Annotated in this window: 25 protein-coding genes; 9 read left to right on the top strand and 16 right to left on the bottom strand. The window is 43.6% G+C overall.

The features are described 5' to 3' along the window. Positions 1-26: 26 nt before the first annotated feature. Positions 27-1,544 carry an L-carnitine/gamma-butyrobetaine antiporter gene (gene caiT / locus M1F05_RS03510; RefSeq protein ID WP_206084578.1) on the bottom strand — a complete coding sequence of 506 codons (1,518 nt, stop codon included), beginning with the start codon at positions 1,542-1,544 and terminating at the stop codon, positions 27-29. A 504-nt stretch (positions 1,545-2,048) separates the two neighbouring features. Between caiT and fixA the strand changes: the two genes are divergently transcribed. The 5 genes from fixA to M1F05_RS03485 all read left to right on the top strand — a co-directional run bounded on the left by fixA (position 2,049) and on the right by M1F05_RS03485 (position 6,794). Continuing rightward, positions 2,049-2,819 (top strand): putative electron transfer flavoprotein FixA, encoded by a 771-nt coding sequence (gene fixA, locus M1F05_RS03505; RefSeq protein WP_206084577.1) that lies wholly within the window; start codon positions 2,049-2,051, stop codon positions 2,817-2,819. Positions 2,820-2,830: 11 nt separating this feature from the next. Beyond that, positions 2,831-3,772, top strand: coding sequence for an FAD-binding protein (locus tag M1F05_RS03500; protein WP_206084576.1), 942 nt, complete (start codon positions 2,831-2,833; stop codon positions 3,770-3,772). Between the two features lie 52 nt (positions 3,773-3,824). Next, entirely contained in the window at positions 3,825-5,111 is a 1,287-nt protein-coding gene (fixC, locus tag M1F05_RS03495) for an FAD-dependent oxidoreductase FixC (protein ID WP_206084575.1), read from the top strand. After that, positions 5,108-5,395, top strand: coding sequence for a ferredoxin-like protein FixX (gene fixX, locus M1F05_RS03490; RefSeq protein WP_206084574.1), 288 nt, complete (start codon positions 5,108-5,110; stop codon positions 5,393-5,395). The genes fixC and fixX overlap by 4 nt, the downstream gene beginning before the upstream one ends. Before the next feature lie 73 nt (positions 5,396-5,468). After that, entirely contained in the window at positions 5,469-6,794 is a 1,326-nt protein-coding gene (locus tag M1F05_RS03485; RefSeq protein WP_206084573.1) for an MFS transporter, read from the top strand. Positions 6,795-6,850: 56 nt separating this feature from the next. Here the strand turns inward: M1F05_RS03485 and pgpA are convergent, their stop codons facing one another. The 11 genes from pgpA to queA all read right to left on the bottom strand — a co-directional run bounded on the left by pgpA (position 6,851) and on the right by queA (position 17,093). Next, a complete protein-coding gene (gene pgpA, locus M1F05_RS03480) occupies positions 6,851-7,363 on the bottom strand; it encodes a phosphatidylglycerophosphatase A (protein ID WP_206084572.1) in 513 nt (170 codons plus the stop codon). Further along, the gene (gene thiL / locus M1F05_RS03475) at positions 7,353-8,345 is read right to left on the bottom strand and encodes a thiamine-phosphate kinase (protein ID WP_206084571.1); all 993 of its coding nucleotides are present in this window, start codon (positions 8,343-8,345) and stop codon (positions 7,353-7,355) included. Before thiL ends, pgpA begins: the two co-directional genes overlap by 11 nt. Positions 8,346-8,597: 252 nt before the next feature. Next, positions 8,598-9,014, bottom strand: a complete 417-nt coding sequence (gene nusB / locus M1F05_RS03470) for a transcription antitermination factor NusB (RefSeq protein ID WP_036958557.1) — start codon at positions 9,012-9,014, stop codon at positions 8,598-8,600. An 89-nt stretch (positions 9,015-9,103) separates the two neighbouring features. Beyond that, on the bottom strand, positions 9,104-9,577 hold the full coding sequence (gene ribE, locus M1F05_RS03465; protein WP_206084570.1) for a 6,7-dimethyl-8-ribityllumazine synthase: 474 nt from the start codon (positions 9,575-9,577) through the stop codon (positions 9,104-9,106). Between the two features lie 91 nt (positions 9,578-9,668). Then, positions 9,669-10,781: a bifunctional diaminohydroxyphosphoribosylaminopyrimidine deaminase/5-amino-6-(5-phosphoribosylamino)uracil reductase RibD gene (ribD, locus tag M1F05_RS03460; RefSeq protein ID WP_206084791.1), complete on the bottom strand. Its 1,113-nt coding sequence runs from the start codon at positions 10,779-10,781 to the stop codon at positions 9,669-9,671. 8 nt (positions 10,782-10,789) lie between these two features. After that, positions 10,790-11,239, bottom strand: a complete 450-nt coding sequence (gene nrdR, locus M1F05_RS03455) for a transcriptional regulator NrdR (protein ID WP_206084569.1) — start codon at positions 11,237-11,239, stop codon at positions 10,790-10,792. 245 nt (positions 11,240-11,484) lie between these two features. Continuing rightward, complete coding sequence (secF, locus tag M1F05_RS03450; protein ID WP_206084568.1) at positions 11,485-12,453, bottom strand: protein translocase subunit SecF; 969 nt, start codon at positions 12,451-12,453, stop codon at positions 11,485-11,487. A gap of 10 nt (positions 12,454-12,463) precedes the next feature. Then, a complete protein-coding gene (gene secD, locus M1F05_RS03445) occupies positions 12,464-14,311 on the bottom strand; it encodes a protein translocase subunit SecD (RefSeq protein ID WP_206084567.1) in 1,848 nt (615 codons plus the stop codon). 26 nt (positions 14,312-14,337) lie between these two features. Further along, positions 14,338-14,670: a preprotein translocase subunit YajC gene (gene yajC / locus M1F05_RS03440; protein WP_004905542.1), complete on the bottom strand. Its 333-nt coding sequence runs from the start codon at positions 14,668-14,670 to the stop codon at positions 14,338-14,340. 135 nt (positions 14,671-14,805) lie between these two features. Continuing rightward, entirely contained in the window at positions 14,806-15,933 is a 1,128-nt protein-coding gene (gene tgt / locus M1F05_RS03435) for a tRNA guanosine(34) transglycosylase Tgt (RefSeq protein ID WP_206084566.1), read from the bottom strand. Between the two features lie 89 nt (positions 15,934-16,022). Next, positions 16,023-17,093 (bottom strand): tRNA preQ1(34) S-adenosylmethionine ribosyltransferase-isomerase QueA, encoded by a 1,071-nt coding sequence (gene queA, locus M1F05_RS03430; RefSeq protein WP_206084565.1) that lies wholly within the window; start codon positions 17,091-17,093, stop codon positions 16,023-16,025. A gap of 452 nt (positions 17,094-17,545) precedes the next feature. Here queA and M1F05_RS03425 point away from each other — a divergent pair, with 452 nt between their 5' ends. From M1F05_RS03425 to ggt, 4 genes are all read left to right on the top strand, one after another. Then, the gene (locus tag M1F05_RS03425) at positions 17,546-18,157 is read left to right on the top strand and encodes an ACP phosphodiesterase (RefSeq protein WP_206084564.1); all 612 of its coding nucleotides are present in this window, start codon (positions 17,546-17,548) and stop codon (positions 18,155-18,157) included. Between the two features lie 211 nt (positions 18,158-18,368). After that, the gene (locus tag M1F05_RS03420; protein ID WP_206084563.1) at positions 18,369-18,971 is read left to right on the top strand and encodes a peroxiredoxin C; all 603 of its coding nucleotides are present in this window, start codon (positions 18,369-18,371) and stop codon (positions 18,969-18,971) included. 193 nt (positions 18,972-19,164) lie between these two features. Further along, positions 19,165-19,785, top strand: coding sequence for a hypothetical protein (locus M1F05_RS03415; RefSeq protein ID WP_206084562.1), 621 nt, complete (start codon positions 19,165-19,167; stop codon positions 19,783-19,785). Between the two features lie 210 nt (positions 19,786-19,995). Continuing rightward, positions 19,996-21,762 (top strand): gamma-glutamyltransferase, encoded by a 1,767-nt coding sequence (ggt, locus tag M1F05_RS03410; RefSeq protein WP_206084561.1) that lies wholly within the window; start codon positions 19,996-19,998, stop codon positions 21,760-21,762. A 42-nt stretch (positions 21,763-21,804) separates the two neighbouring features. Here ggt and M1F05_RS03405 read toward each other — a convergent pair whose 3' ends face one another. The 4 genes from M1F05_RS03405 to phoB form a co-directional block, all read right to left on the bottom strand. Next, a complete protein-coding gene (locus M1F05_RS03405) occupies positions 21,805-22,122 on the bottom strand; it encodes a helix-turn-helix domain-containing protein (RefSeq protein WP_206084560.1) in 318 nt (105 codons plus the stop codon). A gap of 157 nt (positions 22,123-22,279) precedes the next feature. Next, on the bottom strand, positions 22,280-23,605 hold the full coding sequence (brnQ, locus tag M1F05_RS03400) for a branched-chain amino acid transport system II carrier protein (protein ID WP_206084559.1): 1,326 nt from the start codon (positions 23,603-23,605) through the stop codon (positions 22,280-22,282). Between the two features lie 491 nt (positions 23,606-24,096). After that, positions 24,097-25,407 carry a phosphate regulon sensor histidine kinase PhoR gene (phoR, locus tag M1F05_RS03395; protein ID WP_206084558.1) on the bottom strand — a complete coding sequence of 437 codons (1,311 nt, stop codon included), beginning with the start codon at positions 25,405-25,407 and terminating at the stop codon, positions 24,097-24,099. A gap of 23 nt (positions 25,408-25,430) precedes the next feature. Next, a complete protein-coding gene (phoB, locus tag M1F05_RS03390; protein ID WP_206084557.1) occupies positions 25,431-26,120 on the bottom strand; it encodes a phosphate regulon transcriptional regulator PhoB in 690 nt (229 codons plus the stop codon). Positions 26,121-26,354: the final 234 nt, after the last annotated feature.

Genomic DNA, 26,354 nt, shown 5'->3' with positions numbered 1-26,354 from the left:
CCTCTTAAATGTTGTTTCTGAGTAAATTAGTCATCTTTCCAATGCACTTTGGCATCTTTAATAAACGAGAGCGTTACCATAATGTTGACGAAAAAAAGTGGGCATCCTCCGGCAATTATCGCTGTTTGAATTGGTTTCAATCCGCCTAGAGCCAGTAAAACAATGCCGATGACACCAACTAAAACAGACCAACCGATGCGCACTAACAATGGCGGCTCTTCACCGTCTTTCACTGCGCGACAAGTCGACATGGCGAGGGTGTAAGAACAAGCATTAATTAGTGTCACAGTGGCGATAAAGCAGAGGATGAAGAAGCCCCAAATTGTTACAGTACTCAAAGGTAAGGCAGCCCATGTCTCAATGATGGCGCGTGGAACGCCAAACTCATCAATCAGTTTTGGAATGTTAATAATATTTTGGTCGACAAGTTGCAGTGTGTTACTGCCTAAAATCGTCCAAATCAGAGTGGTACCTGCGGTCAGACCCGCGACCATACCAATACACAGTTCACGAACGGTACGACCTTTAGAGATACGTGCGAGGAAAATACACATTTGAATTGCGTAGATAACCCACCAAGCCCAATAGAATACTGTCCAGCCTTGTGGGAAACCGCTTTTACCGACCGCATCTGTATAGAACAGCATGCGCGGCATATACATCATTAATACCCCGATAGAATCGGTAAAGTAGTTAACGATAAAACTTGCACCACCAACAATGAATACCCATCCAAGCATTAAGAAACTCAGGTAGCTACGTACATCACTGGCAATTTTCACCCCTTTTTGCAGACCGAATGCCACACAGATTGCGTTCAAAACAATCCAGCAGAAAATAATGATCGCATCAAGCTGTAAAGTGTGAGGGATACCGAATAAATACTGAATACATTCAGTCACTAGCGGAGTTGCTAACCCTAAACTAGTGCCCATCGCAAGGATTAACGCCACTAAATAGAAGTTATCAACAATTGTTCCGAACCAACCATTAACGCGTTTTTCACCGACCAGCGGTACTAATGTACTACTTGGGCGGATAACATCCATTTTACGTACAAAGAAGAAGTAACCAAAAGCAACCGTTAAGAAGCTATAGGTTGCCCACGGTAATGGCCCCCAGTGGAATAAGCTATAGGCAAGCCCAATACTTTTCGCCTGAGTTGAATAAGGGGCAAATTCAAAAGGCGGCGTTGAAATATAATAATAAATTTCAATAGACCCCCAGAAAAGTACCGCTGCCGATGTACACGAAGCGAACATCATGAAAATCCAGCTCGCACGGCTAAATTCAGGCTTCTCTTCCCCTAGGGTTTTTTTCGCATATGGCCCTAAAATCAACCAAAACCAGCCACCAAGCATCACGACCATATACCATTCAAATGCCCAGCCCCACACGTTTGTCACGTAGCTAAACACTTGGTTGATCACTTCATTCGAAGCATCAAGGTCACGGACGGTTAACCAACACAATAGTCCAACAATGATCAATGGAGGAAAAAACACTTTCGGTTCTATCCCACCCTTTTTATTTTCTTTGCTCATAGTTCGATCCCGATTTATTATTTAATACATAAGTTTTAAAATAGATATTATTCGCAATACCTCTCCACTTATTTATTATTTAATTCCTATAAATTTAATTAACTATTAATCCAATCACTATTCAAATCATGTCGGCTCATCATTAACAATTCTGTTATTAAGGTCACAATATTATTCGTGATAAATATTTGTTACTGTTTTTTCGTGTTTTTATTATCAAAATAACCAATCAATACAAATAGATAAAATATCTTGTAACGGCAATGTTATTAAATACCTTCAGTATTGGTGATTAGGGTAGCAATATTGAACATTTCGTCGCTAAGTTGATGATTTTTACAATATTGGTGAGTAAGGTAGCAGTATGAATATTTAAAACACGTTTAATTTCAAGTTTTCAATATTGGTGACCTAGGTTTTATTTTTAAATATCCAGTTCATGATAATTATATAATCCGAAACCAAAACGGATCATATTTATTAAATATATTTTTAGGAGATGTAATGAATATTATTACATGCTATAAATCTGTTCCTGATGAACAAGATATTATTATTAATAGCTCAGATGGCTCTTTAGATTTTTCCCGTGCGGATACCAAAATTAGTCAATATGATTTAAATGCCATCGAAGCGGCTAATCAAATTAAAGCACAACAACCCGATAGCAAAATCACAGCATTAAGTATTGGTGGCAAAGCGCTGACCAACATGAAAGGCCGTAAAGACGTGTTATCTCGCGGCCCAGATGAATTAGTCGTGGTTATTGATGACCAATTCGAACATGCCCTTCCTCATCAAAGTGCCATTGCCCTTGGTGCAGCCGCACAAAAAATAGGTTTTGACTTAATCATTTGTGGTGACGGTTCTGCTGACCTCAATGCGCAGCAAGTCAGCATTCTACTAGGTGAAAGCCTGCAAATTCCTGCCATTAATGGCGTGAAGAAAATTGTTTCTCTTGGGGCAGATAACATTGTCGTTGAGCGCGAACTTGAAGATGAAATTGAAACATTGTCGCTTCCGCTGCCAGCCATTATTGCAGTGACCTCCGATATTAACGTCCCTGTTATTCCGTCTATGAAAGCAATTTTAGGCGCTGCGAAAAAGCCAGTTCAAGCATGGGGCATCGCTGATATTGCACTCACAGATGTCGCCGCTTTATCGGCTCAATCGATTGCAGCACCGAAGCAAAAAGTGCGTCAACGCATCATTATTGAAGGTGATGGCGAAGACCAAATTGCACAATTTGCTGAACATTTAAGAAAAATTATTTAATCGGAGGCGTCATGAGCAAATTATCAACCGTTTGGGTCTTTAGCGATATGGCTTCCCGTCTACCCGAATTGATTGGCGGAGCACTCACCCTCGGTGAGCAAGTGAATGTATTAGCATTAGATGAAGCACAAAGTTCCCAAGCATTTCAATTGGGTGCAACACAAGTCTTTCAATTAACGGGCAAACCTGATGACCGTATTTTGGAAGACTACGCTGACACCATCGTTGCGACCATTAAACAACATGGCGACAAAGGCCTGTTACTACTACCGAATACACGTCGTGGAAAATTACTGGCTGCTCGTTTAGGTGCAAGACTGCAAGCTGCCGTATCGAATGATGCGGCATCGATTGCTATCGAAGCCGACAAAGCAGTCATTAAACATATGGTCTACGGCGGCTTAGCTTTTGGCCAAGAAACCTTAAATAGCATCTTTTCCATTGCAACCGTTACCACAGGCACCTTTGAAGCAGCTGCAAGTGATGCATCACGCAGCGGAACGGCTCAAACTGCACAATGGGTCGAACCAAAACAATCTGTTGTACGTACCTCGGTTCAGAAAAAAGCAGGCAACTCCGTGGAATTAGACAAAGCTCGCCTTGTAGTGAGTGTGGGTCGCGGAATCGGCAGCCAAGAAAACATTGCCATTGCCAAAACGCTTGCGGATGCCATAGGTGCTGAAATTGCCTGCTCCCGCCCTGTCGCTGAAAATGAAAAATGGATGGAGCACGAGCGCTACGTTGGGATTTCCAACTTAATGCTCAAACCTGAACTTTACCTTGCTGTCGGTATTTCAGGGCAAATCCAGCACATGGTCGGGGCAAATGGCGCACAAACTATCGTTGCCATTAACAAAGATAAAAACGCACCTATCTTCCAATTTGCCGATTACGGCATTGTCGGTGATTTATTCAAAATTCTGCCTGCTTTAACGCAACAATTGGCGAAATAAGCCTATCGCAGTGGAGTTGTCACTCCACTGCTTAGTATGATTTGGAGAAACTATGTCCGATGATATTTTTGATGCAATCATTGTTGGCGCAGGCCTAGCGGGTTCTGTCGCTGCACTGGTGCTTGCCCGTGAAGGTGCGCAAGTTCTCCTAATTGAAAGAGGAAACTACGCTGGCGGGAAGAACGTCACAGGTGGGCGGATGTACGCCCATAGTTTAGAACGCATTATTCCTGGATTTACCCAAGAAGCGCCTATCGAACGCATGATCACCCGTGAAAGGCTGTCATTTATGACTGAAACCGGTGCCGTCACCGTCGATTTTCAAAATAGCGCCGAGCAGAGCCCAGACGAAACATCTTGGTCTGTTTTACGGGGAAAACTCGATCCGTGGCTGGTAGAACAAGCTGAAAATGCGGGAGCGCAATGCATTACAGGTATCCGAGTTGATAAACTGGTCGAGCGGGACGGCAAAATCGTTGGTGTCGAAGCGGATGGTGATGTGCTTGAAGCCAAAGTTGTTATTTTGGCTGATGGGGTGAATTCACTGCTCGCCGAACAAATTGGCATGACGAAGCGTGTGAGCGCTGAACATGTCGCTGTTGGGGTTAAAGAATTAATCGAACTCCCTAAAGATGTTTTATGTAATCGCTTCAATATTAAAGACAATGAAGGCGTTGCATGGCTATTTGCTGGCTCGCCAACTGATGGGCTAATGGGGGGGGGATTCTTATATACCAATGAGGACACTGTCTCTTTAGGTCTGGTTTGTGGTTTGCATCATATCAAAGATGCCAAAAAATCTGTTCCACAAATGTTAGAAGATTTTAAGCAGCACCCCGCTGTCGCCCCGTTAATTGAAGGCGGCAAGATGATTGAATACGCTGCACACGTTGTGCCAGAAGCGGGCTTAAAAATGCAGTCGGAACTTGTCCGTGATGGCGTGTTAATTGCGGGTGATGCAGCGGGTATGTGTATGAACCTTGGGTTTACCATTCGCGGCATGGATTTAGCCGTTGCCTCGGGTGAAGCGGCAGCTAAAACTGTGCTTAATGCAATGAAAAAAGAAGACTTTAGCAAGCAAGGGCTCAGTGAATATCTTTCACTATTAAATGAAGGCCCACTGCGTGACATGAAGATGTACCAAAAAATGCCTGAGTTTTTGGATAACCCACGTATGTTTACCGCTTACCCAGAAATGGCGATTGGGATTGCGAAAAAATTATTTACCATTTCGGATGAAGCGCCTGTTCCACTGCGTAAAACCATGCTGCAACATGCGAAAAAAGTGGGCTTCATGAATTTAATCAAGGATGGAATTAAAGGAGTGAGAGCAATATGAGCCAGCCAGTTAACGTTGATGTCAAACTTGGTATCAATAAATTTAATGTCGATGAAGAAAATCCACATATCGTCATCAAAGAACACCCTGATATGCAAGTGCTCGACACTTTAACAAAGGCCTGCCCCGCAGGTTTATATAAAAAACAAGAAGATGGCTCAGTCCGTTTTGACTATGCTGGCTGCCTTGAGTGCGGTACTTGCCGTATTTTAGGCTTAGAGAGTGCACTCGAAAAGTGGGAATACCCACGTGGCACTTTCGGCATTGAATTTCGTTACGGCTGATTAGTATTACTCTCGAAGTTTCAAAGACTTCGAGAGTTTTATAGCGTATTTTACGCTGACACTGGGATACACAATGAAACCGAAAAGTTTTGATGATATTCAATTCTCCTCCGTGCATCGGCGGATCATGCTGTGGGGCAGCGGCGGGCCTTTTCTTGATGGTTATGTATTGGTTCTGATCGGTGTCGCACTTGAACAACTCACCCCTTTACTCAATTTAAGCAGCGAGTGGATAGGCTTACTCGGCGCAGCAACCCTTGCAGGGTTATTTATCGGTACATCGCTCTTTGGCTATATATGTGACCAAGTCGGTCGACGCAAAATGTTCCTCATTGACATTGTGGCGATCGGCGTCATTTCTGTCGCAACCATGTTTGTCTCCACGCCATTGCAGCTACTTCTCATGCGCTTTTTGATTGGCATTGTGATTGGCGCTGATTACCCCATCGCTACCTCAATGATCACCGAATTTTCAAACACCAAACAAAGGGCATTTGCCGTCGGCTTTATTGCGGCGATGTGGTATGTGGGGGCAACTTGCGCCAACCTTGTGGGCTATGTGCTGTACGATGTCGAAGGCGGCTGGCGCTGGATGCTAGGCAGCGCAGTAATCCCTTGCATCGTTATTTTGATCGGTCGCTTTGATTTGCCTGAATCGCCACTGTGGTTGATACGTAAAGGGCGAATTAAAGAATGTGAAAAAATGATGGAAAAACTATTCGGGCAACCCGTGGTGTTTGAAGCGGAAGAACAGAAGAAAACACATTTCCTGCAATTATTCACTAAACGTCATTTTTCCTTCGTCTTATTTACCGCAATTATTTGGACTTGCCAAGTGATCCCAATGTTCGCCATCTATACCTTCGGCCCACAAATTGTTGGGCAGCTCGGTTGGGATCAAGGTAAAAACGCCGCACTCGGTAACGTCGTGATCAGCCTATTCTTTATGTTAGGTTGCCTGCCTGCCATGTATTGGCTCAATAAAATGGGCAGACGTCCCTTACTTATTGGCAGCTTTGCCATTATGACACTTGCACTAGCGACCCTCGGGCTATTTTCCAACCTTGGGATCTGTCTGGTGATCATTATGTTTGGGATCTACGCCTTTTTCTCTGGAGGGCCTGGGATCTTACAATGGCTCTATCCAAATGAACTGTTCCCAACGGATATCCGTGCTTCTGCCGTCGGTGTGATCATGTCAATTAGCCGTATCGGAACCATCTTTTCTACGTGGGCTCTGCCTGTGTTTATCAGTGAATATGGTATTAGTAATGTGGTATTGATGGGGGCGGGAGTGTCGTTATTAGGTTTAGTCGTTTCGATATTGTTTGCTCCAGAAACCAAAGGGTTAACGCTAGCACAAACATCAGTAATGGGAATTAGTCGTCGAAAGGAATAATTTTGTTAATGATGACAAGCAAGCAAGGCCATCCATTGATGGCCTTCTTATTTTACTCATAAAAATGAGAGCAAATTAAACTTAACACATAGCCAGACAGTTACATAAGCGAAAATCGCCGCGATGATATCGTCGATCATAATGCCAAAACCGCCGCCAACTTTACGGTCAAAAATACGGATCGGCCAAGGCTTCCACATATCGTAAATACGGAAAATAAAGAAAGCGGTGACAACCCACTCAAAATCCACCACAGGGATCGCCATCAACGTAATCCACATACCGATAAACTCATCCCAGACAATACTGCCGTGGTCATGAATTTTCATGTCGTCCGACGTGCGTTGGCAAATCATACAGCCAATCCAGAAGCCTGCAACAATCACCACCCATAAACTCCAAACGGGCATCCCTGACATCAATAGCCAGAATGGGATTGCAGCGAGTGAGCCCATCGTTCCAGGAACAATCGGCGATAATCCACTGCCAAACCCCGTAGCAAGTAAATGCCATGGGTTACGCATGTTTAGCCGTTTTTTCGCTTCTACTTTTTCTTGGCTAGTCGCCATAAACACCTTCCGAAACAAAGTGATCGAAACCTTTAAGGTTTACATCAACTTCTTGGTTATTGCAAAAGTAGCGGATCCCTTCGGATTGGGGTTTGATCTGCCCAATACAGGTAAAACCAGAGCCTGTATGTGCTAACGCCATTTCTAGCGCACCACGGTTGATTTCAGGTACTGTGAAGCACAATTCATAATCTTCACCGCCACTGAGCGACCATAAGCGCCCTTGTTCTACACTACAACTTTGTTTTAACGCCTCCGATTGTGGCAACGAATCTAAGTTGATCCGCGCACCGCAGCCACTGGCTTTTAAAATATGGTTTAAATCGGAAACCAAGCCATCAGAAATATCAATCGCTGAAGAGGCTAAATTACGCAGGGCTTGGCCTTGTAAAATACGCGGTTGAGGACGCAAATGGCGTGCAACTAACCACGCATTGTCTTCGGTGTTCGCAACATGCAGTTTATCTTGCAAAATAGCGAGCCCTGCCGCGCTATCCCCCAATGTGCCTGTCACATAAATCCAATCGCCATTACGCGCACCAGAACGGGACATTGCTTTACCAACTGGCACTAAGCCATGCACTGTATAGGTTAAGCTCATAGGCCCACGAGTCGTATCACCACCAATTAATTGCATTCCATAATAATTTAGTTGTTCGAACAAACTATCACTAAAAGACTGCAACCATTCACAATCGACACAAGGCAGTGTAATAGCTAAAGAAACCCATGCAGGATCAGCCCCCATTGCAGCAAGGTCACTTAAATTAGAGGCTAATGATTTGTACGCAAGGTCAGCGGGAGAAATCGTAGGTAGGAAATGAATGCCGGAAACGAGAGTGTCAGTACTCACAGCAAGTTGCTGTTTTTCCGGGATGGTCATCAACGCACAATCATCACCAATACCGATATTCACATCACGTCGGTTAGTGGTTTGACGGTTAAAGTAACGTGCGATGAGGTCAAATTCGCCATATGACATGGTAGATTTTCCGTTTTCGCTATCTCTATTTTCGTTTTAAACGAAATAAATAATTTATACTCTGAATAATTCAAGTTACAAATAGGCGGCAAATGACTGCACTTCCTAAAATAGACTAAAACCTGCATTTGAGCCAATTCTAGCCAATACACCTGTAACTTAAAGTATGACGAGCCTATAAGTACAAAGGTAGACTGAAACCCAGCCTACCTCTCGACTACTGTAGTGTTACAGGAGGGAACCCTGATATTATTATTTTTTACGGCGAACCGCTGGTGCCGCTTTATCTAATACACCGTTAACGAATTTATGGCTATCTTCTGCGCCGAATACTTTCGCTAATTCAATACCTTCATTAATTGCGACTTTGTAAGGCACATCTTCACGGAAGCTCAATTCAAACATAGAGACACGTAAAATCGCTTTTTCTACCTGACCCAGCTCTTCGAGTTGACGAGATAAATAAGGCGCCATCAGTTGATCAAGCTTAGTTGCATTGGTCGCAACGCCTGATAACAGTTCACGAAAATAGTTTACGTCAACGTCTGACATGTCCTGTTCAGCAATAAACTCATATTCGACTTCAGCAATTGGATTGCCAGATAATTGCCATGAATAAATGGCCTGTACAGCACACTCACGAGCGCGGCGACGAGCAGCAGGTTTCACAAGATTCCCCTTAAATTTAAAAACTATACACAATAATTTGTGTCGCAAAGAGGTTTACACACTCTCCGCGACGTCACATTATTTGTGTATTATTTGCCTTTGATGGCTTTAATCACATTAATCATTTCAAGTGCTGTTAAGGCAGCTTCAGCGCCTTTGTTGCCCGCTTTAGTACCCGCACGTTCAATAGCTTGCTCGATATTTTCAGTGGTTAATACACCAAAAGTTACAGGCACTTCGCTATTCATTGCAACATGGGACAGGCCAGAGCTGCACTCACCCGCAACGTATTCAAAATGAGCAGTACCACCACGGATAACCGTACCTAGTGCAATAACGGCATCATATTTTTTAGTTTCAACTAGCGCTTTCGCGGTTAATGGCAGTTCATAGGCACCCGGGACCCAAACGATAGTAATGTTGTCGTTTGAAACTTGGCCAATACGCTCTAACGCATCAACAGCGCCTTCCAGCAGACTATCATTAATAAAGTTGTTAAAACGAGCAATAGCGATAGCAACACGCGCTTTCGGCGCAGCAACAACACCTTTAATTACGTTCATAGTCTTCCTCTAATATTAATTATAACCCGCGGGGCGCGGATTTTATCACATTCTTTCGTTTATCGTATGCGCGAATTTCAAAAAAACGCACTTACCAGACAGGGCGTAGCCTGACACGCAGGTCATCACCGACTTTCGTCACATCTGTAAATTCAAATCTTGGCGCATCCACCAAGGCATTTAATGCAGGGAAATCAACCAAACCACGTGCATTGTTGCCCAGTAATTTAGGGGCAATATACACAATCAGTTCATCAACAATACCCAGCTTGAGTAACGATCCCGCTAATTTGGCCCCCGCTTCTACCCAAATACTGTTTACGTTACGTTTCGCCAGCTGCATCATTAAAATAACCAGATCAGTGCCGTTATCATCAGCGGGAACGGCAATCTGCTCAACTTTTCCTTGCCATGATGTGTTTGCTTCTGGGGTTGCGCGAACTAACCAACACTCACCTTCAAGTTGTGTGACTTTATGGTCAGCCGTCACGCGGTTGTGGTTATCCAGCACAATACGGATTGGCTGGCGCACTTGGCTTTCTGGGTAAACGTGTTGAATATCCGCGGGGAGCTCGTTCCAACGCACTGTCAGAGATGGGTCATCCGCAATCACAGTGCTACTGGTACTTAAGATGGCGCTAGCCTGGGCACGAAACTCTTGGACATCTTTACGTGCCGCAGCACTGGTGATCCACTTACTTTCGCCTGTCTCTAACGCGGTTTTACCATCGAGTGAGGCGGCAAGTTTTAACTGAATATACGGGAAGCCAGTACGCATGCGTTTTAAGAAACCGCGGTTTGCCGCTTCGGCTTCCTCTAATAAAACATTACTGCGAGTTTCAATTCCCGCTTGAGACAACATGTACAGACCACGCCCAGCGACCTGTGGGTTGGGGTCTTGCATCGCGGCAACAACACGACTCACGCCTGCGTTAATCAATGCTTCTGCACAAGGTGGTGTACGGCCATGATGGCTACAAGGTTCAAGGGTGACATACGCCGTTGCCCCTTTCGCTTTCTCGCCCGCCATTCGCAGTGCATGCACTTCCGCATGGGGTTCACCCGCTTTTTGGTGATAGCCTTCGCCCACAATTTCGCCATCACGTACAATCACACACCCGACGTTTGGATTCGGTGATGTGGTAAAACGGCCAAGACGTGCTAATTCAAAAGCACGCGCCATGTAAATGTTATCTTGTTCAATCATTGGCGCTAATCCTGTAGTTTCGCGATTTCTTCGCCAAACTCACGCACATCTTCAAAACTACGATAAACCGAGGCAAAACGGATATACGCCACTTTATCGAGCTTTTTCAGCTCATCCATTACCAAGCTACCAATTAATTTCGACGGAACTTCACGTTCCCCTGTCGCACGGAGCTGGGACTTAATGGAAATAATAGCTTGTTCAATATCATCAGAGCTAACAGGGCGTTTTTCCAACGCTTTTTGCATACCGCGATTGAGTTTTTCTTCATCAAACGGCTCACGCACTTCATCACTTTTAATGACTCGGGGCATGACAAGTTCTGCCACTTCAAACGTGGTAAAACGTTCATGACAAAGCAAACATTGGCGGCGTCTACGGACTTGAGCACCTTCACCAACCAGACGCGAGTCGATGACTTTCGTATCTACAGCTGAGCAAAATGGGCAATGCATAGCGTTTCCTGAGTCCTATTTACGGAGGGATAGTTTACCCTACTATGCAAGAAAAAACACCTTGTAAGGTAACTTACAAGGTGTTCGTAACTCTTCATATTTCGTGTTGTGAGGGTTTTAGCTGCACTCCGATACCCTAGTCACATAGTTTACTATGTTCCTAGGGATATCGCTCGCTTGCTGCCTACTCACAACACAAACTATTTTGAGTACTAATTGGCTTAGTTATTTATCGTTTTTAAAAACTAAGGCAGTAATGACTCTTGGTCTGCGCCTTCTTTTTCGACTTTTACTTGCATCAAGTGTTCACGCTTCATACCCATCTTCAGTGCTAATGCAGAAGCCACATAAATAGATGAGATAGTACCGATAGTTACACCGATTAACATAACCAGTGAGAAGCCTTCCAACATTGCGCCACCGAACAGGTACAGCATCAGAACCACTAATAATGTGGTGGCTGATGTCATGATGGTACGGCTCAATGTTTGCGTCAAAGAGACGTTCATGATTTCGTACGGTGTACCACGACGAATTTTGCGGAAGTTTTCACGGATACGGTCGGAAACAACGATACTGTCGTTCAGCGAGTAACCAATAACCGACATCAATGATGCTACGATGGTCATATCTATCTCAATATGGAACAGAGACAGAATACCCAAGGTAATCACCACGTCATGGGCAAGAGACAATACGGCACCCGCTGCCAGACGCCATTCGAAACGGAAACCGACATAAATCAAAATACAGATAAGCGCAGTTAACAGAGCTAATGCCCCTGTTTGCGCCAACTCTGCACCGACACTCGGCCCCACGAATTCGATTCGTTTTACAGTGGCTTTATCATCAACGTTTTGGTTGATAATCGTAATAATCTCTTTGCCGACTTCTTGACCCGCAGTACCTTCAATTGGCGGGATACGGATCATGATGTCACGGCTGCTACCAAAGTTTTGAATCAATGGGTCTTTATGGTTCGAGTTAGACAAGCTATCACGAATTTTATCCAAATCAGCAGGTTGACTTAGGTTAATCTCAATAACCGTCCCCCCAGTGAAATCTAGACCCCAGTTAAACCCTTTTAGTCCGATAATGACAACTGATGCAACCAATAACAGAGCTGAAATCGTGAAGGCAACGTTGTCCCAGCGCATAAAGTCATAGACTTTACGGCCATAGTTCAATTGTTCAACAGTATAATCCTGTGCCACAACGTGCTCCTTAAATTGACAGCTTGTTAATACGTTTACCACCATATAGCAGGTTCACAATCGCACGTGTACCTACAATCGCTGTAAACATAGAGGTTGCGACACCAATCGCTGTCGTAATTGCAAAGCCTTTAATCGACCCCGTCCCCACTGCATATAGAATGATAGCGGTGATCAATGTCGTTAAGTTTGCATCGATAATACTTGAGAAGGCACCTTTATAACCTTCATGAATCGCTTGCTGAACGGATCGCCCGTTTTTCAGCTCTTCTTTAATACGTTCGTTGATCAGTACGTTGGCATCGACCGCAACCGCAAGGGTTAATACGATACCCGCAATACCTGGCATGGTAAGTGTTGCACCTGGCAACAACGACATCACACCCACAATTAACACCAAGTTCGCTAACAGCGCGCTACTCGCAATCAAACCAAATTTACGATAGTAGATAATCATAAACAGGATAGACGCTAACAGACCCGCGATACACGCCTTCAGACCTTGCTCGATATTTTGCATACCCAGTGTTGGACCGATAGTACGTTCTTCAACGATTTGAATTGGCGCAATCAACGCACCTGCACGTAATAATAATGAAAGCTGGCGTGCTTCATTACCATTATTGATACCAGTGATACGGAATTTGCTACCAAAACGTGCAGAAATACGTGCAGCATTGATAACTTTTTCGTCTTTCACCAAGATTGAACGGCCAGTCGCATCTTTTTTACCGCTGTCTTTATATTCAACAAACAGCGTTGCCATTAGCTTGTCTTGGTTATCACGCGTAAAGTCAGACATGATAGAACCACCAGAACTATCAAGGCTGATGCTCACTTGCGGTGCACCGTTTTCATCGGCTTCAGAGGTGGAGTCAGTGATATGGTCCCCCGTTAAAATAACGCGTTTATACAGGACATATGGCGCCCCTTCACGGTCATATTTAACTTCAGAGTCACCTGGTACACGGCCACTTTCTGCAGCGGATGAATCCACGCTGGTATTGACAAGGCGGAATTCTAATGTAGCGGTTGCGCCTAAGATTTCTTTAGCACGTGCTGTATCTTGAATACCCGGTAACTCAACCACAATGCGGTCTGCACCTTGGCGTTGAACTAAAGGCTCAGCAACACCTAATTGGTTTACACGGTTACGGATGATAGTAATGTTTTGAGAAACAGCATAGTTACGAGCTTCACGTAAGCGCTCGTCGGTCATCACAGCGATCATCGTGTTGTCGCTGCCATCACTAAACACGAGGTCTGGATATTTACGTGTTAGTGCTTTTTCTGCTTGGCTACGATCGTCAGCATTACGGAAGCGAACTTCAACGCTGTAATCATTGCCTTTACGAATAGAAGAGTACGCAATGCCTTCTTGACGCAGGTCATTACGCAAACCATCCATGTTTTGTTCCTGCAACTTACCTAATGCAGTGTCCATATCAACTTCCATCAGGAAGTGAACCCCACCACGCAGGTCAAGACCCAGCTTCATCGGCTCACCGCCGACAGCTTCGAGCCACTTAGGCGTCGCAGGTGCAAGGTTTAATGCAACAACATACTGGTCACCCAGTGCATTCATGATGACTTCACGAGCACGTAACTGAACATCAGAGTTGTTGAAACGGGCTAAAATTGCCCCATTTTCCAGAGAGATAGACTTACTCTCAATGTTGTCATCTTGTAACGATTTTTGGACTTGGACCAGCGTTTGTTCATTGGCGGCGGTTCCCCGCACGCCAGTGATCTGAACAGCCGGATCCTCACCATATAGGTTAGGAAGCGCATAAAGCAGACCGATGAGGATCGCAACGATCAACATCAGATACTTCCACAAAGGATAACGGTTTAGCACGGCAGTTCCCTTCGGGAAAATCAGAATTAAATTGCTTTCATTGTGCCTTTAGGTAAAACAGCAGCAACGAAATCACGTTTGATGGTTACTTCTGTGTTCTCACTCAGTTCAAGAACAACATAACCTGTTTCAGACACTTTAGTCACACGTCCGATTAAACCGCCAGTTGTTAAAACTTCATCACCTTTAGTGATAGATTCCATCAATTTACGGTGTTCTTTCGCACGTTTTTGCTGTGGACGCAAAATCATGAAATAGAAGATCAGCGCAAAAACAACAAGCATGATAACCATGGTGTATGGGCTACCTTGCGCTGGTGCACCTGCTGATGCCGCTGCTTCAGAAATAAAAAAACTCATTCAACTTTCCTCATTGTTTTATTGAAAGCAATTTTAAGTACAGACTCTAACTAATTCAGTGCGTTTATATTCGAAGTCTAACGAATAAACCAAGCTAACTATGCTACACAGATTAGCGTGATTTCGCACTTAAATTCATTCGATATTTAACGAAGGTTCAGGTTTTCCAATCTTTTGATAGAAATCTTTCGCAAACTCTTCGAAATTACCGTCTTCAATGGCTTGGCGGATACACGCCATTAAACGTTGATAATAACGTAAATTATGGATGGTATTGAGCCTTGCGCCAAGAATTTCATTACATCTATCAAGATGATGCAAGTAGGCACGACTGTAATGACGACAAGTATAGCAGTCACAATCCGCGTCGAGCGTTGATGTGTCAGATTTATACTTCGCATTACGAATTTTTACCACGCCATTCGTGACAAATAAATGCCCATTTCGTGCATTTCGTGTTGGCATCACACAGTCGAACATGTCGATACCACGACGAACGCCTTCCACTAAATCTTCTGGTTTACCGACACCCATTAAATACCGCGGTTTTTCTGCCGGAATTTGTGGGCAAACATGCTCTAAAATACGGTGCATATCTTCTTTCGGTTCGCCAACGGCGAGGCCGCCTACAGCGTAACCATCAAAGCCAATTTCCACCAGCCCCTTAACCGAAATATCACGTAAATCTTCGTAAACACTGCCTTGGATGATACCAAACAACGCATTTTTATTGTTTAACTCATCAAAACGTTGGCGGCTACGCGCAGCCCAGCGCAGTGACATTTCCATTGAGGTCTTTGCATAATCCCAATCTGCTGGATATGGCGTACATTCGTCGAATATCATTACGATATCTGAACCGAGGTCGTACTGAATTTCCATCGATTTTTCAGGGCTTAAGAAAACTTTCTCACCGTTAATTGGGTTACGAAAATGTACGCCTTCTTCTTTAATTTTACGCATCGCGCCAAGACTAAAGACTTGGAAACCGCCCGAATCCGTTAAAATTGGACCTTGCCATTGCATAAAGTCATGGAGGTCACCATGCAACTTCATGATTTCTTGGCCAGGGCGTAACCACAGGTGGAAAGTATTGCCTAACAGGATTTGAGCGCCCGTTTCTTTCACTTCTTCTGGGGTCATGCCTTTTACGGTACCGTAGGTGCCCACTGGCATAAATGCAGGGGTTTCAACCACGCCGCGCTCAAACACTAAACGGCCACGGCGTGCATTGCCATCGGTCGTTTGTAATTCATATTTCACGTTTGCCTCCAAACATCAGAAAAACAGTCTGATGTTATCGATAGTATTAATTTGCTAAGCAAGCAGCTGATGCCACCGCTTATCACTGATTATTCGCCAATTTTTTCGAATTTTGCATTCGCATTGGGGGTGATAAACATCGCATCACCATAGCTAAAGAAACGGTATTGCTCAGCAACCGCTTCTTTGTACGCATTCATTGTGTTTTTATATCCAGCAAATGCAGAAACCAACATAATTAATGTCGATTCAGGCAGATGGAAGTTAGTGATGAGTGCATCAATCACCTGATATTCATAACCTGGATAAATAAAAATTTGGGTATCATCAAAAAATGGAGCAATTAAGGCATCTTGGCTGGCTTTAGCTGCGCTTTCTAATGAACGAACTGACGTTGTTCCCACTGCAATAACACGGTTACCACGCGCTTTACACGCCAATACCGCATCAACCACATCTTGTGGCACTTCCGCATATTCGGAGTGCATGATGTGGTCTTCGATGGTATCAACACGAACAGGCTGGAACGTCCCCGCGCCAACATGTAACGTGACAAACGCCATTTCGACACCTTTTTGGCGCAAAGCTTCAAGCAAAGGCTCATCAAAGTGTAGGCCAGCCGTTGGTGCTGCGACAGCCCCCGGTTTTTCACTATACACGGTTTGATAAAGCTCTTTGTCCGCTTCTTCATCAGGTCGGTCGATGTAAGGTGGCAATGGCATATGACCAATTTGGTTCAAAATGCTCAGCACATCCCGTTCATCATCAAAACGCAGCTCAAATAAAGCTCCATGACGCGCCACCATCGTGGCGTTGACGCTTTCATCTTCACCCAGCAACAATTCAGTGCCTTCTTTCGGCGCTTTTGAGGCGCGAACATGTGCTAATACACGGTGCTCGTCCAACATACGTTCAATGAGAACTTCAATTTTACCGCCGCTAACTTTACGACCAAATAGCCTTGCAGGGATCACGCGAGTATTGTTGAATACCAGTAAATCCCCTTTCTCCAATTTTTCTAGAACATCCGTAAAAACACCATGCGTTAGCTGCCCCGATCCGCCATCTAGACTTAATAAGCGGCAAGCGCTACGTTCAGCCTGTGGGTAGTGGGCAATCAGTTCTTCAGGTAATTCAAAAGTAAAATCAGAAACACGCATTGTATTGACATCAATCTAAAAAAACAGGCGACTAGTCTAGTGCCGCACCGCCTTTGGCGCAAGAAATAAGCGCAAAATCGCACAAAAAACCACCATTATTTAACAAATATTTTGTTAGCAAAAAATTCTGTACGCTATTTATCCATTCGATAAATGAATTATTTCTGTTTTTCCTTTTATCTCTCAATACTCATACCTCATGAATTTCGAATTAGAGGAATTCTTTATTATTCCTCTACCAAGTAATGTCCTGTAAGTTTCGAATTCAACATAATTACTGCTATAGTTTGAGCAATCAAAAAGTTAGCTAAGCTGCGTTGCATGTCCTATGGATTTCGAATCACAGGTAGGCAGCAAGTAAAGATATCCCGATGAGCATACATGAGTATGTGATTCGGGTGGCTTTACGAAGCTAACACCCCTGTGGTTTGAAAGACGACGGACATTTTAAAGTGAATTATTTAGCGCACCTCCACCTGGCCCACCTCGCTGACAGCTCCCTGCTCGGCAATACAATGGCTGACTACGTTCGCGGCAACCCTGCGGGCATTTACTCGTCCGAAATTGTCTCTGGCATTATGATGCACCGAGCCGTCGATCGAATTACTGACACACATCCCTTAGTCAAAGAAGCCAAATTGCTGTTTCGTGAGGAATATCGGCGTGTTGCGCCGATCACCTTGGATTTAGTATGGGATCATTTTTTGTCTTTGCATTGGTCGACAATTGAGCCAGCCATTTCATTGCCTGAATTTGTGCGTTATTGTCGAAATATTATCGAACCTCAGCTTTGTCATACCCCTGAAAAATTTCAGGAGCTAAATGAGTATCTCTGGCCGCAGCAATGGTTAATTCGCTACGCAGACAAAAGCTATATCGGTAAATCCCTGAATGGGATGGCGAAAAGAAGGCCTAAACTGAGTGCGCTAAGTGGTTCATTTGATGATTTTTTATTGCAGTATAGTGAACTTGAAAATATTTTCTTTCAATTTTACCCACAAATGATGGTGAATGCGCTGCAACAAATTTTTGTACAAGATGTCACAATACAGGCAAAGGAATAAATTAATACTTGCACTTTGGCAGAATAAAACTATCTTATTGATATTAATTTATTAAACCAGTACAATTGATAGCTAAAACCTATCACAATAATTGGTTTAAATGTCTTTATTATCAAAAGATAATTTTTTATCCTTTTGGAAGTCTATGTCCGAAAATACATAATTTTTTGTAAAATCTCTCGGACAAAAATCAAACTCATAGGAGTAAATTATGGTTCTGGTAACACGTCAAGCCCCTGACTTTACTGCTGCTGCTGTTTTAGGTAACGGTGAAATCGTTGAAAACTTCAACCTGAAAACCCACCTGAACGGCCGTCCAGCTGTGATCTTCTTCTGGCCAATGGACTTTACTTTCGTTTGTCCTTCAGAGCTGATCGCATTTGACCACCGCTATGAAGAATTCAAAAAACGCGGTGTTGAAATTGTTGGTGTTTCTTTTGACTCTGAGTTTGTTCATAACGCATGGCGTAAAACCCCAGTAGATAACGGCGGTATCGGTGAAGTTAAATACCCGATGGTTGCTGATATCAAACGCGAAATCATGAAAGCTTACGGTATTGACCACCCAGAAGCAGGCGTTGCCCTGCGTGGTTCTTTCCTCGTTGACAAAAACGGTGTTGTTCGTCACCAAGTGGTTAACGACCTGCCATTAGGCCGTAACATCGACGAAATGCTGCGTATGGTTGACGCACTGCAATTCCACGAAGAGCACGGTGATGTTTGCCCAGCTCAGTGGGAAAAAGGAAAAGAAGGTATGAATGCTTCTCCAAAAGGCGTTGCTGACTACCTGACCAAAAACTCTGCAAAACTGTAATCAATCGATTTAGTTTTTCGAAAGCGGGCACTGCCCGCTTTTTCTTTTCATAATCTCGTCCTAAGAAACATCTCAAACAACCCCAAAATCTCCCTTATCATTTATCTCTGACTATAAACCTTTCCTTATTTATATTACCGTTACAATTAGAATCATTTAATTACAAATAAATAACAAAGCTAGGTATCGGAAAATGAAATTAAAACTCATCACCTCAATCGCCCTCATCAGTGCATTACTTGCAGGATGTGATAGCAGCCAAACCGCATCAGAAAGTAACTTCAAAAAGTCTATCCAAGATTACCTCGATACTAAGAAAGCGATTTGTATCAATGTAGATCCTATGCCAGCAGGCTTTATCACCAAATTCAGCTACCGTAATATTGAACAACTGGATACTTTAGTGAATGCAGGTTTACTGGCAAAAAGCGAAAAACAAGTCACCGTGAAAGATATGTGGAGTGGAGAGCAAGTAGGGGATGGCGTCGAATATACATTGACCAGTGAAGGGCAAAAATTTTATAACGAGAAGCAAGCCCAATCTTCAGGCCGTGGCAGTTTCTGCACGGGTAAGTTAGTCGTTAACGAAGTCACTAATTTTACTGAGCCAGCTGAGCGCGGTGGTCAGCAGATTTCTATCGCCAACTACACGCAAAAACTGGAGGATGTTGCTGCATGGGCAAAAAATGAAAAAGTGATTGCAGCTTATCCTCAAATTAAATCAGCACAAACACATGCTGAACGTGCACAGCAAAGCCCTCTCATTTTAACCAATAATGGTTGGGTCCACATGGCATTGTTTAATAAGAAATAATATACTTCATGGGCTCTTTTTGAGCCCTTTTCCTATCCATATTTAAATCCTGCTTATTGATAAATAACCCTACCCAGTTAACACTTCTTAACTCAAATATTCAACGTTCTGCACTATTGTATGCTATACATTAAAAACACAAATAATTAACAAATTATTCATATTATTGATTTGTGTTACATCAAACTTTACCTTAACTGGGAGATACGAATGATCAGAACATCATTACGCCCTGCTGCATTATTGCTTTCCTTATTATTTTCAAGCCAACTCTTTGCTGCATCAGAACCTGCCGTTGAAGCCAAAAAAGGCATGGTCGTTTCATCTCAACATTTAGCCTCACAAATTGGCGCAGATATCTTGAAATCAGGCGGAAACGCTGTGGATGCTGCAGTGGCAGTTGGCTATGCCCAAGCCGTTGTTAACCCGTGTTGTGGCAATATTGGCGGTGGCGGCTTTATGACCATTCACTTGGCTGATGGCAAAGACCTATTCATCAATTTTAGAGAAACCGCCCCTGCCGCAGCAAGCGCGGATATGTATCTCGATAAAGACGGTAAGTTAATCAAAGACGCAAGCTTATACGGCTACCTCGCTTCGGGTGTGCCGGGTACCGTAAAAGGCCTTGATTACGCATTAGAAAAATACGGCACGATGAGCCGCCAACAAGTGATGGAGCCTGCAATTAAGCTTGCCAGAGAAGGCTTCACCCTAACCCGTGCAGATACCGATGTGCTGGATACAACCACCGAGCGCTTTAAACAAGACCCTGAAGTTGCGCGTATATTCTTAAAACCTGATGGTAGTGCTTTCCAGCCCGGTGACTTATTGGTACAAACCGATTTAGCCAATACCCTTGAAAAAATTGCCAAAAATGGGCCGTCCGCTTTCTATGAAGGTGAAATACCAAAAGCGGTCGAGGAGGCGTCAAAGAAAAATGGCGGCATACTCACCGCGAAAGATTTTGCCGATTTTACTATCACGGACACAACACCAGTTAGCTGTACCTATAGAGGCTATCAATTTATTTCTGCGCCACCGCCAAGCTCAGGTGGTGTGACTATCTGCCAAACCTTAAATATTTTAGAGGGTTATGACCTTAAAGAGATGGGTTTTAATTCTGCTGAGTATATTCATACCCTAACCGAGGCTATGCGCCACGCCTATATGGACCGAAATACGTTTCTTGGCGACCCTGAGTTTGTGGATAACCCAACCGAAAAATTGTTAAGCAAAGCCTACGCCGAAGAGCTGCGCAAAGAAATCAAGCCAAACCAAGCGACACCTTCAACACAAGTTCAGCCAGGTATGGGGCCTCATGAAAAGCCAGAAACAACGCATTACTCGGTTGTTGATGAAAAAGGAAATGCCGTTTCAACTACTTACACAATCAACGGTCGATTTGGCTCCGTGGTTATCCCTCCAGGAACAGGTTTCTTCCTTAATGATGAAATGGACGATTTCACCACAAAAGTTGGAGAGAAAAACCTTTATGGCTTAGTACAAGGTGAACGAAATTCTATCGCGCCGGGTAAACGTCCACTTTCATCAATGAGCCCAACTATTGTCACCAAAGACGGTAAAGTATTCTTAGTGCTTGGCTCACCGGGAGGCTCACGGATTATTTCTATCACCCTGCAAACTGCTTTGAATATCATTGACCACGGTATGCCACCACAAGAAGCCGTCAATGCACCGCGTATTCACCATCAATGGCTACCTGATGAGGTATATTACGAAGAGCGCGGTGTGTCGAAAGATAGCTTAGCCCTCCTCGATAAGATGGGCTATAAAATGGTTGAGCAAACACCTTGGGGCGCCGCTGAGCTAATCATGGTTGCTATCCCTGATGGTGCTGGCGTCAGTGCTAAGTCATCGGGTAATGACTCCGCCGTTTCTGGTAAAGTCCGCGAAGGCTTTATTTACGGCTCTAATGATGTTCGCCGACCAGCAGGTAGTGCGGTAGGCGTGGATTAATTCAGCGTAACAAAACCAAGCCCTGTACTATCATGGGCTTGGTTAAACCCGAATATTCCTTAACTCATCGATAATGCTAGTTTTTTTTTCAATAAGAAATAAAATTTTAAGTGCCATGCCCGATGGGAATCTACGCTTTTGCTCCCAACTACGGACTAAATCCACACTTGAGCCAATCGCCTCAGCAAACTCTTGTTGCTTCATTCCAGTATGTTTGCATCCGCCAGTGTGACTTATCGTGTCACCATATTCATAATTTTCTAACAAAAATGTCTGAAATAATTGAAACTCATCATCGTCCATCAATAACTTTCGCTCACGACTAAATACTGTCGTTTCAATAAGCTCTAAGTAGTTCATCTGCACCTCCTTGCGCATACACACCACTTCATTCGTACCGAGTACTAATTTCAACAAAAAAACTCTACATTTATTTGGTAAGTACATTTCAGTTTTGAAAACACTCAAAAAGAAAAAGGGAGCCAATCGGCTCCCTTTTATTTGATAATTCAGATAATTAAGCTTGCTTATGCTGCACTGATGGTGACACCACTTTGTCACAGACAATCGCGACAACTAAGACAACAAGCGTAGGTAATACCCAAACTAAATCTTGTTTATACAATGGCATCGCTGTCATCCACTCTGGGATATAGACTTTCAAATGTTCGGACGCTTTCACCGCACCAATTAAACCGACCACAAAGCTTACCAGCATCGTTGGGGCTATCACCACCGTTGGATTTTTCCACCATTTCAATGTAAAGCTCAGTAAGATCAAGACAATACAAGGTGGATAAATTGAAACCAGTACAGGTAATGAGAAGGCAATTAATTTACTCAAACCTAAGTTTGAGATGACCATAGAGAAAATACCTAAGATCAACACCAGCTTACGGTAAGAAATTGGCACGTAGCGGCTAAAGAACTCTGCACAAGCACAGGTCAAGCCAACCGCAGTCACCATACAAGCCACAAAAATCAATACCGCAAGGAAGAAGCTACCGTAGCCACCAAACGTGTATTGCACATAAGTATGTAGGATATCCGCACCATCTTCTGGATTTGGGATCAACGAGCCACTGTTTTCACCCAGTTTAAACAAGGATAAATACACCAACGTCAACAGTACCCCAGCAATTAAGCCTGCCCACATGGTGTAGCGAGTGAGTAATGATGAGTTTTCGATACCCCTTGAACGCGCCGCATTCACGATAACAATCCCAAACACCATCGCCCCGAGGGTATCCATAGTGAGGTAACCGTTAATAAAGCCATTTGAAAAAGCCATATCACGGTAGTCTACCGTCGACGGAATTGGATCGCCCGCAGGCCACATCACCGCTGCAACACCCAAAATAGCCAATGCAAGCATTTTAACAGGCGCCAAAATGTGCCCTACGCTATCCAGCAGTTTCCCTGGATATAGCGAAATACCAATTACCAACACAAAATAAACCGCGCTATAGATAAACAGTAACATATCAGATTCGCCACCAAATAACGGTGCGATCCCGACTTTATACGATACTGTTGCGGTTCTTGGTGTGGCAAATAACGGGCCGACAGATAAATAAGCGACTACCGCTAGCAGTAAACCCGCTGTTTTCCCAACTGGCGAACTCAGGGCTTCAATTCCGCCCCCAACTTTCGCCAATGCAATAACGGTTAATACAGGTAGACCCACACCCGTGACTAAAAAGCCAAGTGCGGCGGTCCAAACTTGTTCCCCTGCCTGTAAGCCAACCATCGGAGGGAAAATAATATTTCCTGCCCCGACAAATAACGCAAAGGTCATAAAACCTAATGCGATGATATCTCTTGATGATAAACGATGAGCCATATTATGTTAATTTTTAGTAGCGAAAATAAAAAATTACGGATATGCACTTAGCAACCCTTTGAAATATATATAGCGAGATAGAATTCTGATAAACATACTGTTAACAATATAAAAAAGTATGCCTGCTTGCCTATGACAAAACGAAAAATCAAAAAACAGAAAAAATCGCCAATAACTGACAACAAGTAGAACTTTTATAGGGCAAAAAGGCAATAGCAAACCCGAAAACAAGAGGAAATAACTAAACTAATTTTCAGAACCAGTGATTCCTTTCAGTAAAATCACAATACTCGTTATATGATTTGTTCGAAAAATAATCAACTCATCATTTTGTCATTCATTTTTTTTACTAACTGGTAGGATATATAATATCAAAATCATTAATTGGCAGGATAATATAAAAAAATAATGTATTAACAAAATTAATTAATAGGTAAGCAAGCAGGATCCACTTTATTAACAAGTTGATTATATTAATAAAGTGGGATCATTTAGGATTTTTTCAATTTTTTATCATCAACGATTAGCACAGGTGGCAAAGTAAATGAGAACTCACTCCCTTTACCAACTTGGCTAGTGACCACCAGCTGGCTGCTATGGTGCTGAACGGCATGTTTCACAATAGCCAACCCAAGCCCTGTTCCACCACCACCTTGACGTGAACGTGCTTTATCCACACGGTAAAAACGCTCTGTCAAACGTGGAAGATGCTCTGACGGGATCCCTGGCCCATTATCCTTCACACTAAATTGAGCACCAAGACTGGTTTTGCGCCAATCCACACGAATTTTTGTGCCTTCAGGCGTATGGTTAATAGCGTTATACACTAAGTTCGCCACAGCACTGCGCAGTTGCTCCTCATTGCCATGTACTCGCAGTGATTCATCGATATTAAACTCAAATTGCTGGCGGCCCTGGCTTAAACTTAACGCTTCTTGCTCAATCATTTTGAGGATTACTGGAATGTTTACCTGCTCATCAAGGTTGATTTGCGGTGCAATTTCGATACGAGATAACTGCAAAAGCTGTTTAACCAAATTATCCATTCTATGAGCTTGCTCTTGCATCACATTCAGCGCTTTTTTATTGACGGCTGGCATACCTTCCTGGTCATCCATTACCTCAAGATATCCCTGAATAACGGTAAGTGGAGTACGTAGTTCGTGGCTAACGTTAGCAAAAAAATCCCTACGCGCTTTCTCCAACCGACGTTTTTCAGTGACATCTCGCGCCACCATCAGTAGTTGCCCTTCGGTATAAGGCAAGATACGAAACTCAACAATTTCCCCACTATTCAGCTCAATGGTTAATGCTTGGTCGTAGCTTTTGATTGAAAAATAACGACTAAAATCAGGGTAGCGCAATAAATTGAAAATATGTTGGCCATTATCTTCTGGCCAGCGAAAGCCTAACAAAGCCTGAGCGTGGCGATTACACCAAAAAATATTGCCTTCAGTGGTCATCATCACAACGGCGTCGGGTAAGGATTCAGCGCCACTACGAAAACGTTTAATCAACTGCCCTAATTCGCGGCGACGTTTACGATTACGCTGCTGCATCTGGTAAATACCGTAAAATATCGGCTCCCATCCTCCTCGCCCCTCGGGTGGTAACATACTTTTATCCAACCAAAGCCAATAAGATAGTTTTAGCAGGTTATATGCATGCCACACTAAGGCTGCCAGTAACGAAACCACCAACAGCCAAGGCAAATGCCCGATAAAAATGGACAAAATCAGCGCTGGCAAGATAAATAAAAACAGCCCCCAAACCAGCTGTTTAATCGATAAGCGTTCAAGCACGCATGTCTCTCCCTAGTTTGTCGTTAATAACGAACAGAGAAACGGTAACCCGTACCGCGTACTGTTTGCACCATTTTATCATGACCTTCAGTTTCTAGCGCTTTTCTTAAACGCCGAATGTGCACATCCACCGTTCTATCTTCGACGTAAACATTCGCGCCCCACACATAATTCAAGAGCTGCTCACGGCTGTATACACGCTCAGGGTGAGTCATAAAGAAATGCAGAAGCTTATATTCCGTTGGCCCCATATCAATCGGGGTGTCATTACTCGTCACACGGTGGGAGGTTGGGTCTAACGTTAACCCATTCATTTCGATGATATCTTCTGTCGACATCGGAGAGATCCGACGGAGAATAGCTTTAACGCGAGCAATTAACTCTTTCGGGGAAAACGGCTTAATCAAATAATCATCAGCGCCGACTTCAAGCCCTTTCACTCGATCTTCTTCTTCCCCGCGTGCTGTTAACATCATCACGGGAACATCACGCGTCGCGCTATCGCGCTTCATATGTTTAATCACTTGGAGACCTGAACCACCAGGGATCATCCAATCCAATAAAACCAAATCAGGGAGAGGATCAACTAACTGTGCAATTGCGCTGTCATAATCATCAGCTTCAATTGGCTGAAAACCATTCTGTTCTAATACAAAACAAACCATTTCTCGGATGGGCGCTTCATCTTCAACCACTAGAATGCGTCTTGCCATGATTGTTCCTGTAAATAAGAAGACATTGTTAATGTGAACGCATTATGCGTCACTTTTATGACAGAATTATGAATGTCTATTCGCAAATCAAATATTTCTCCTTATATTAGCGGGTAAATGTCATCTAAGTGAAATAATTCCGCCATAACACGAGAAAAACACGAGGTTTTGATAGGATCAGGTATACTGGATAGCAGTAATTTATGCCCTTTATCAAAGACAGGAACGGATGGC

The organism is Providencia sp. PROV252 (assembly GCF_033676005.1).
In the GTDB taxonomy this organism is placed as follows: Bacteria; Pseudomonadota; Gammaproteobacteria; order Enterobacterales; family Enterobacteriaceae; genus Providencia; species Providencia vermicola.
This window is presented reverse-complemented; position numbering and strand designations above follow the sequence as displayed.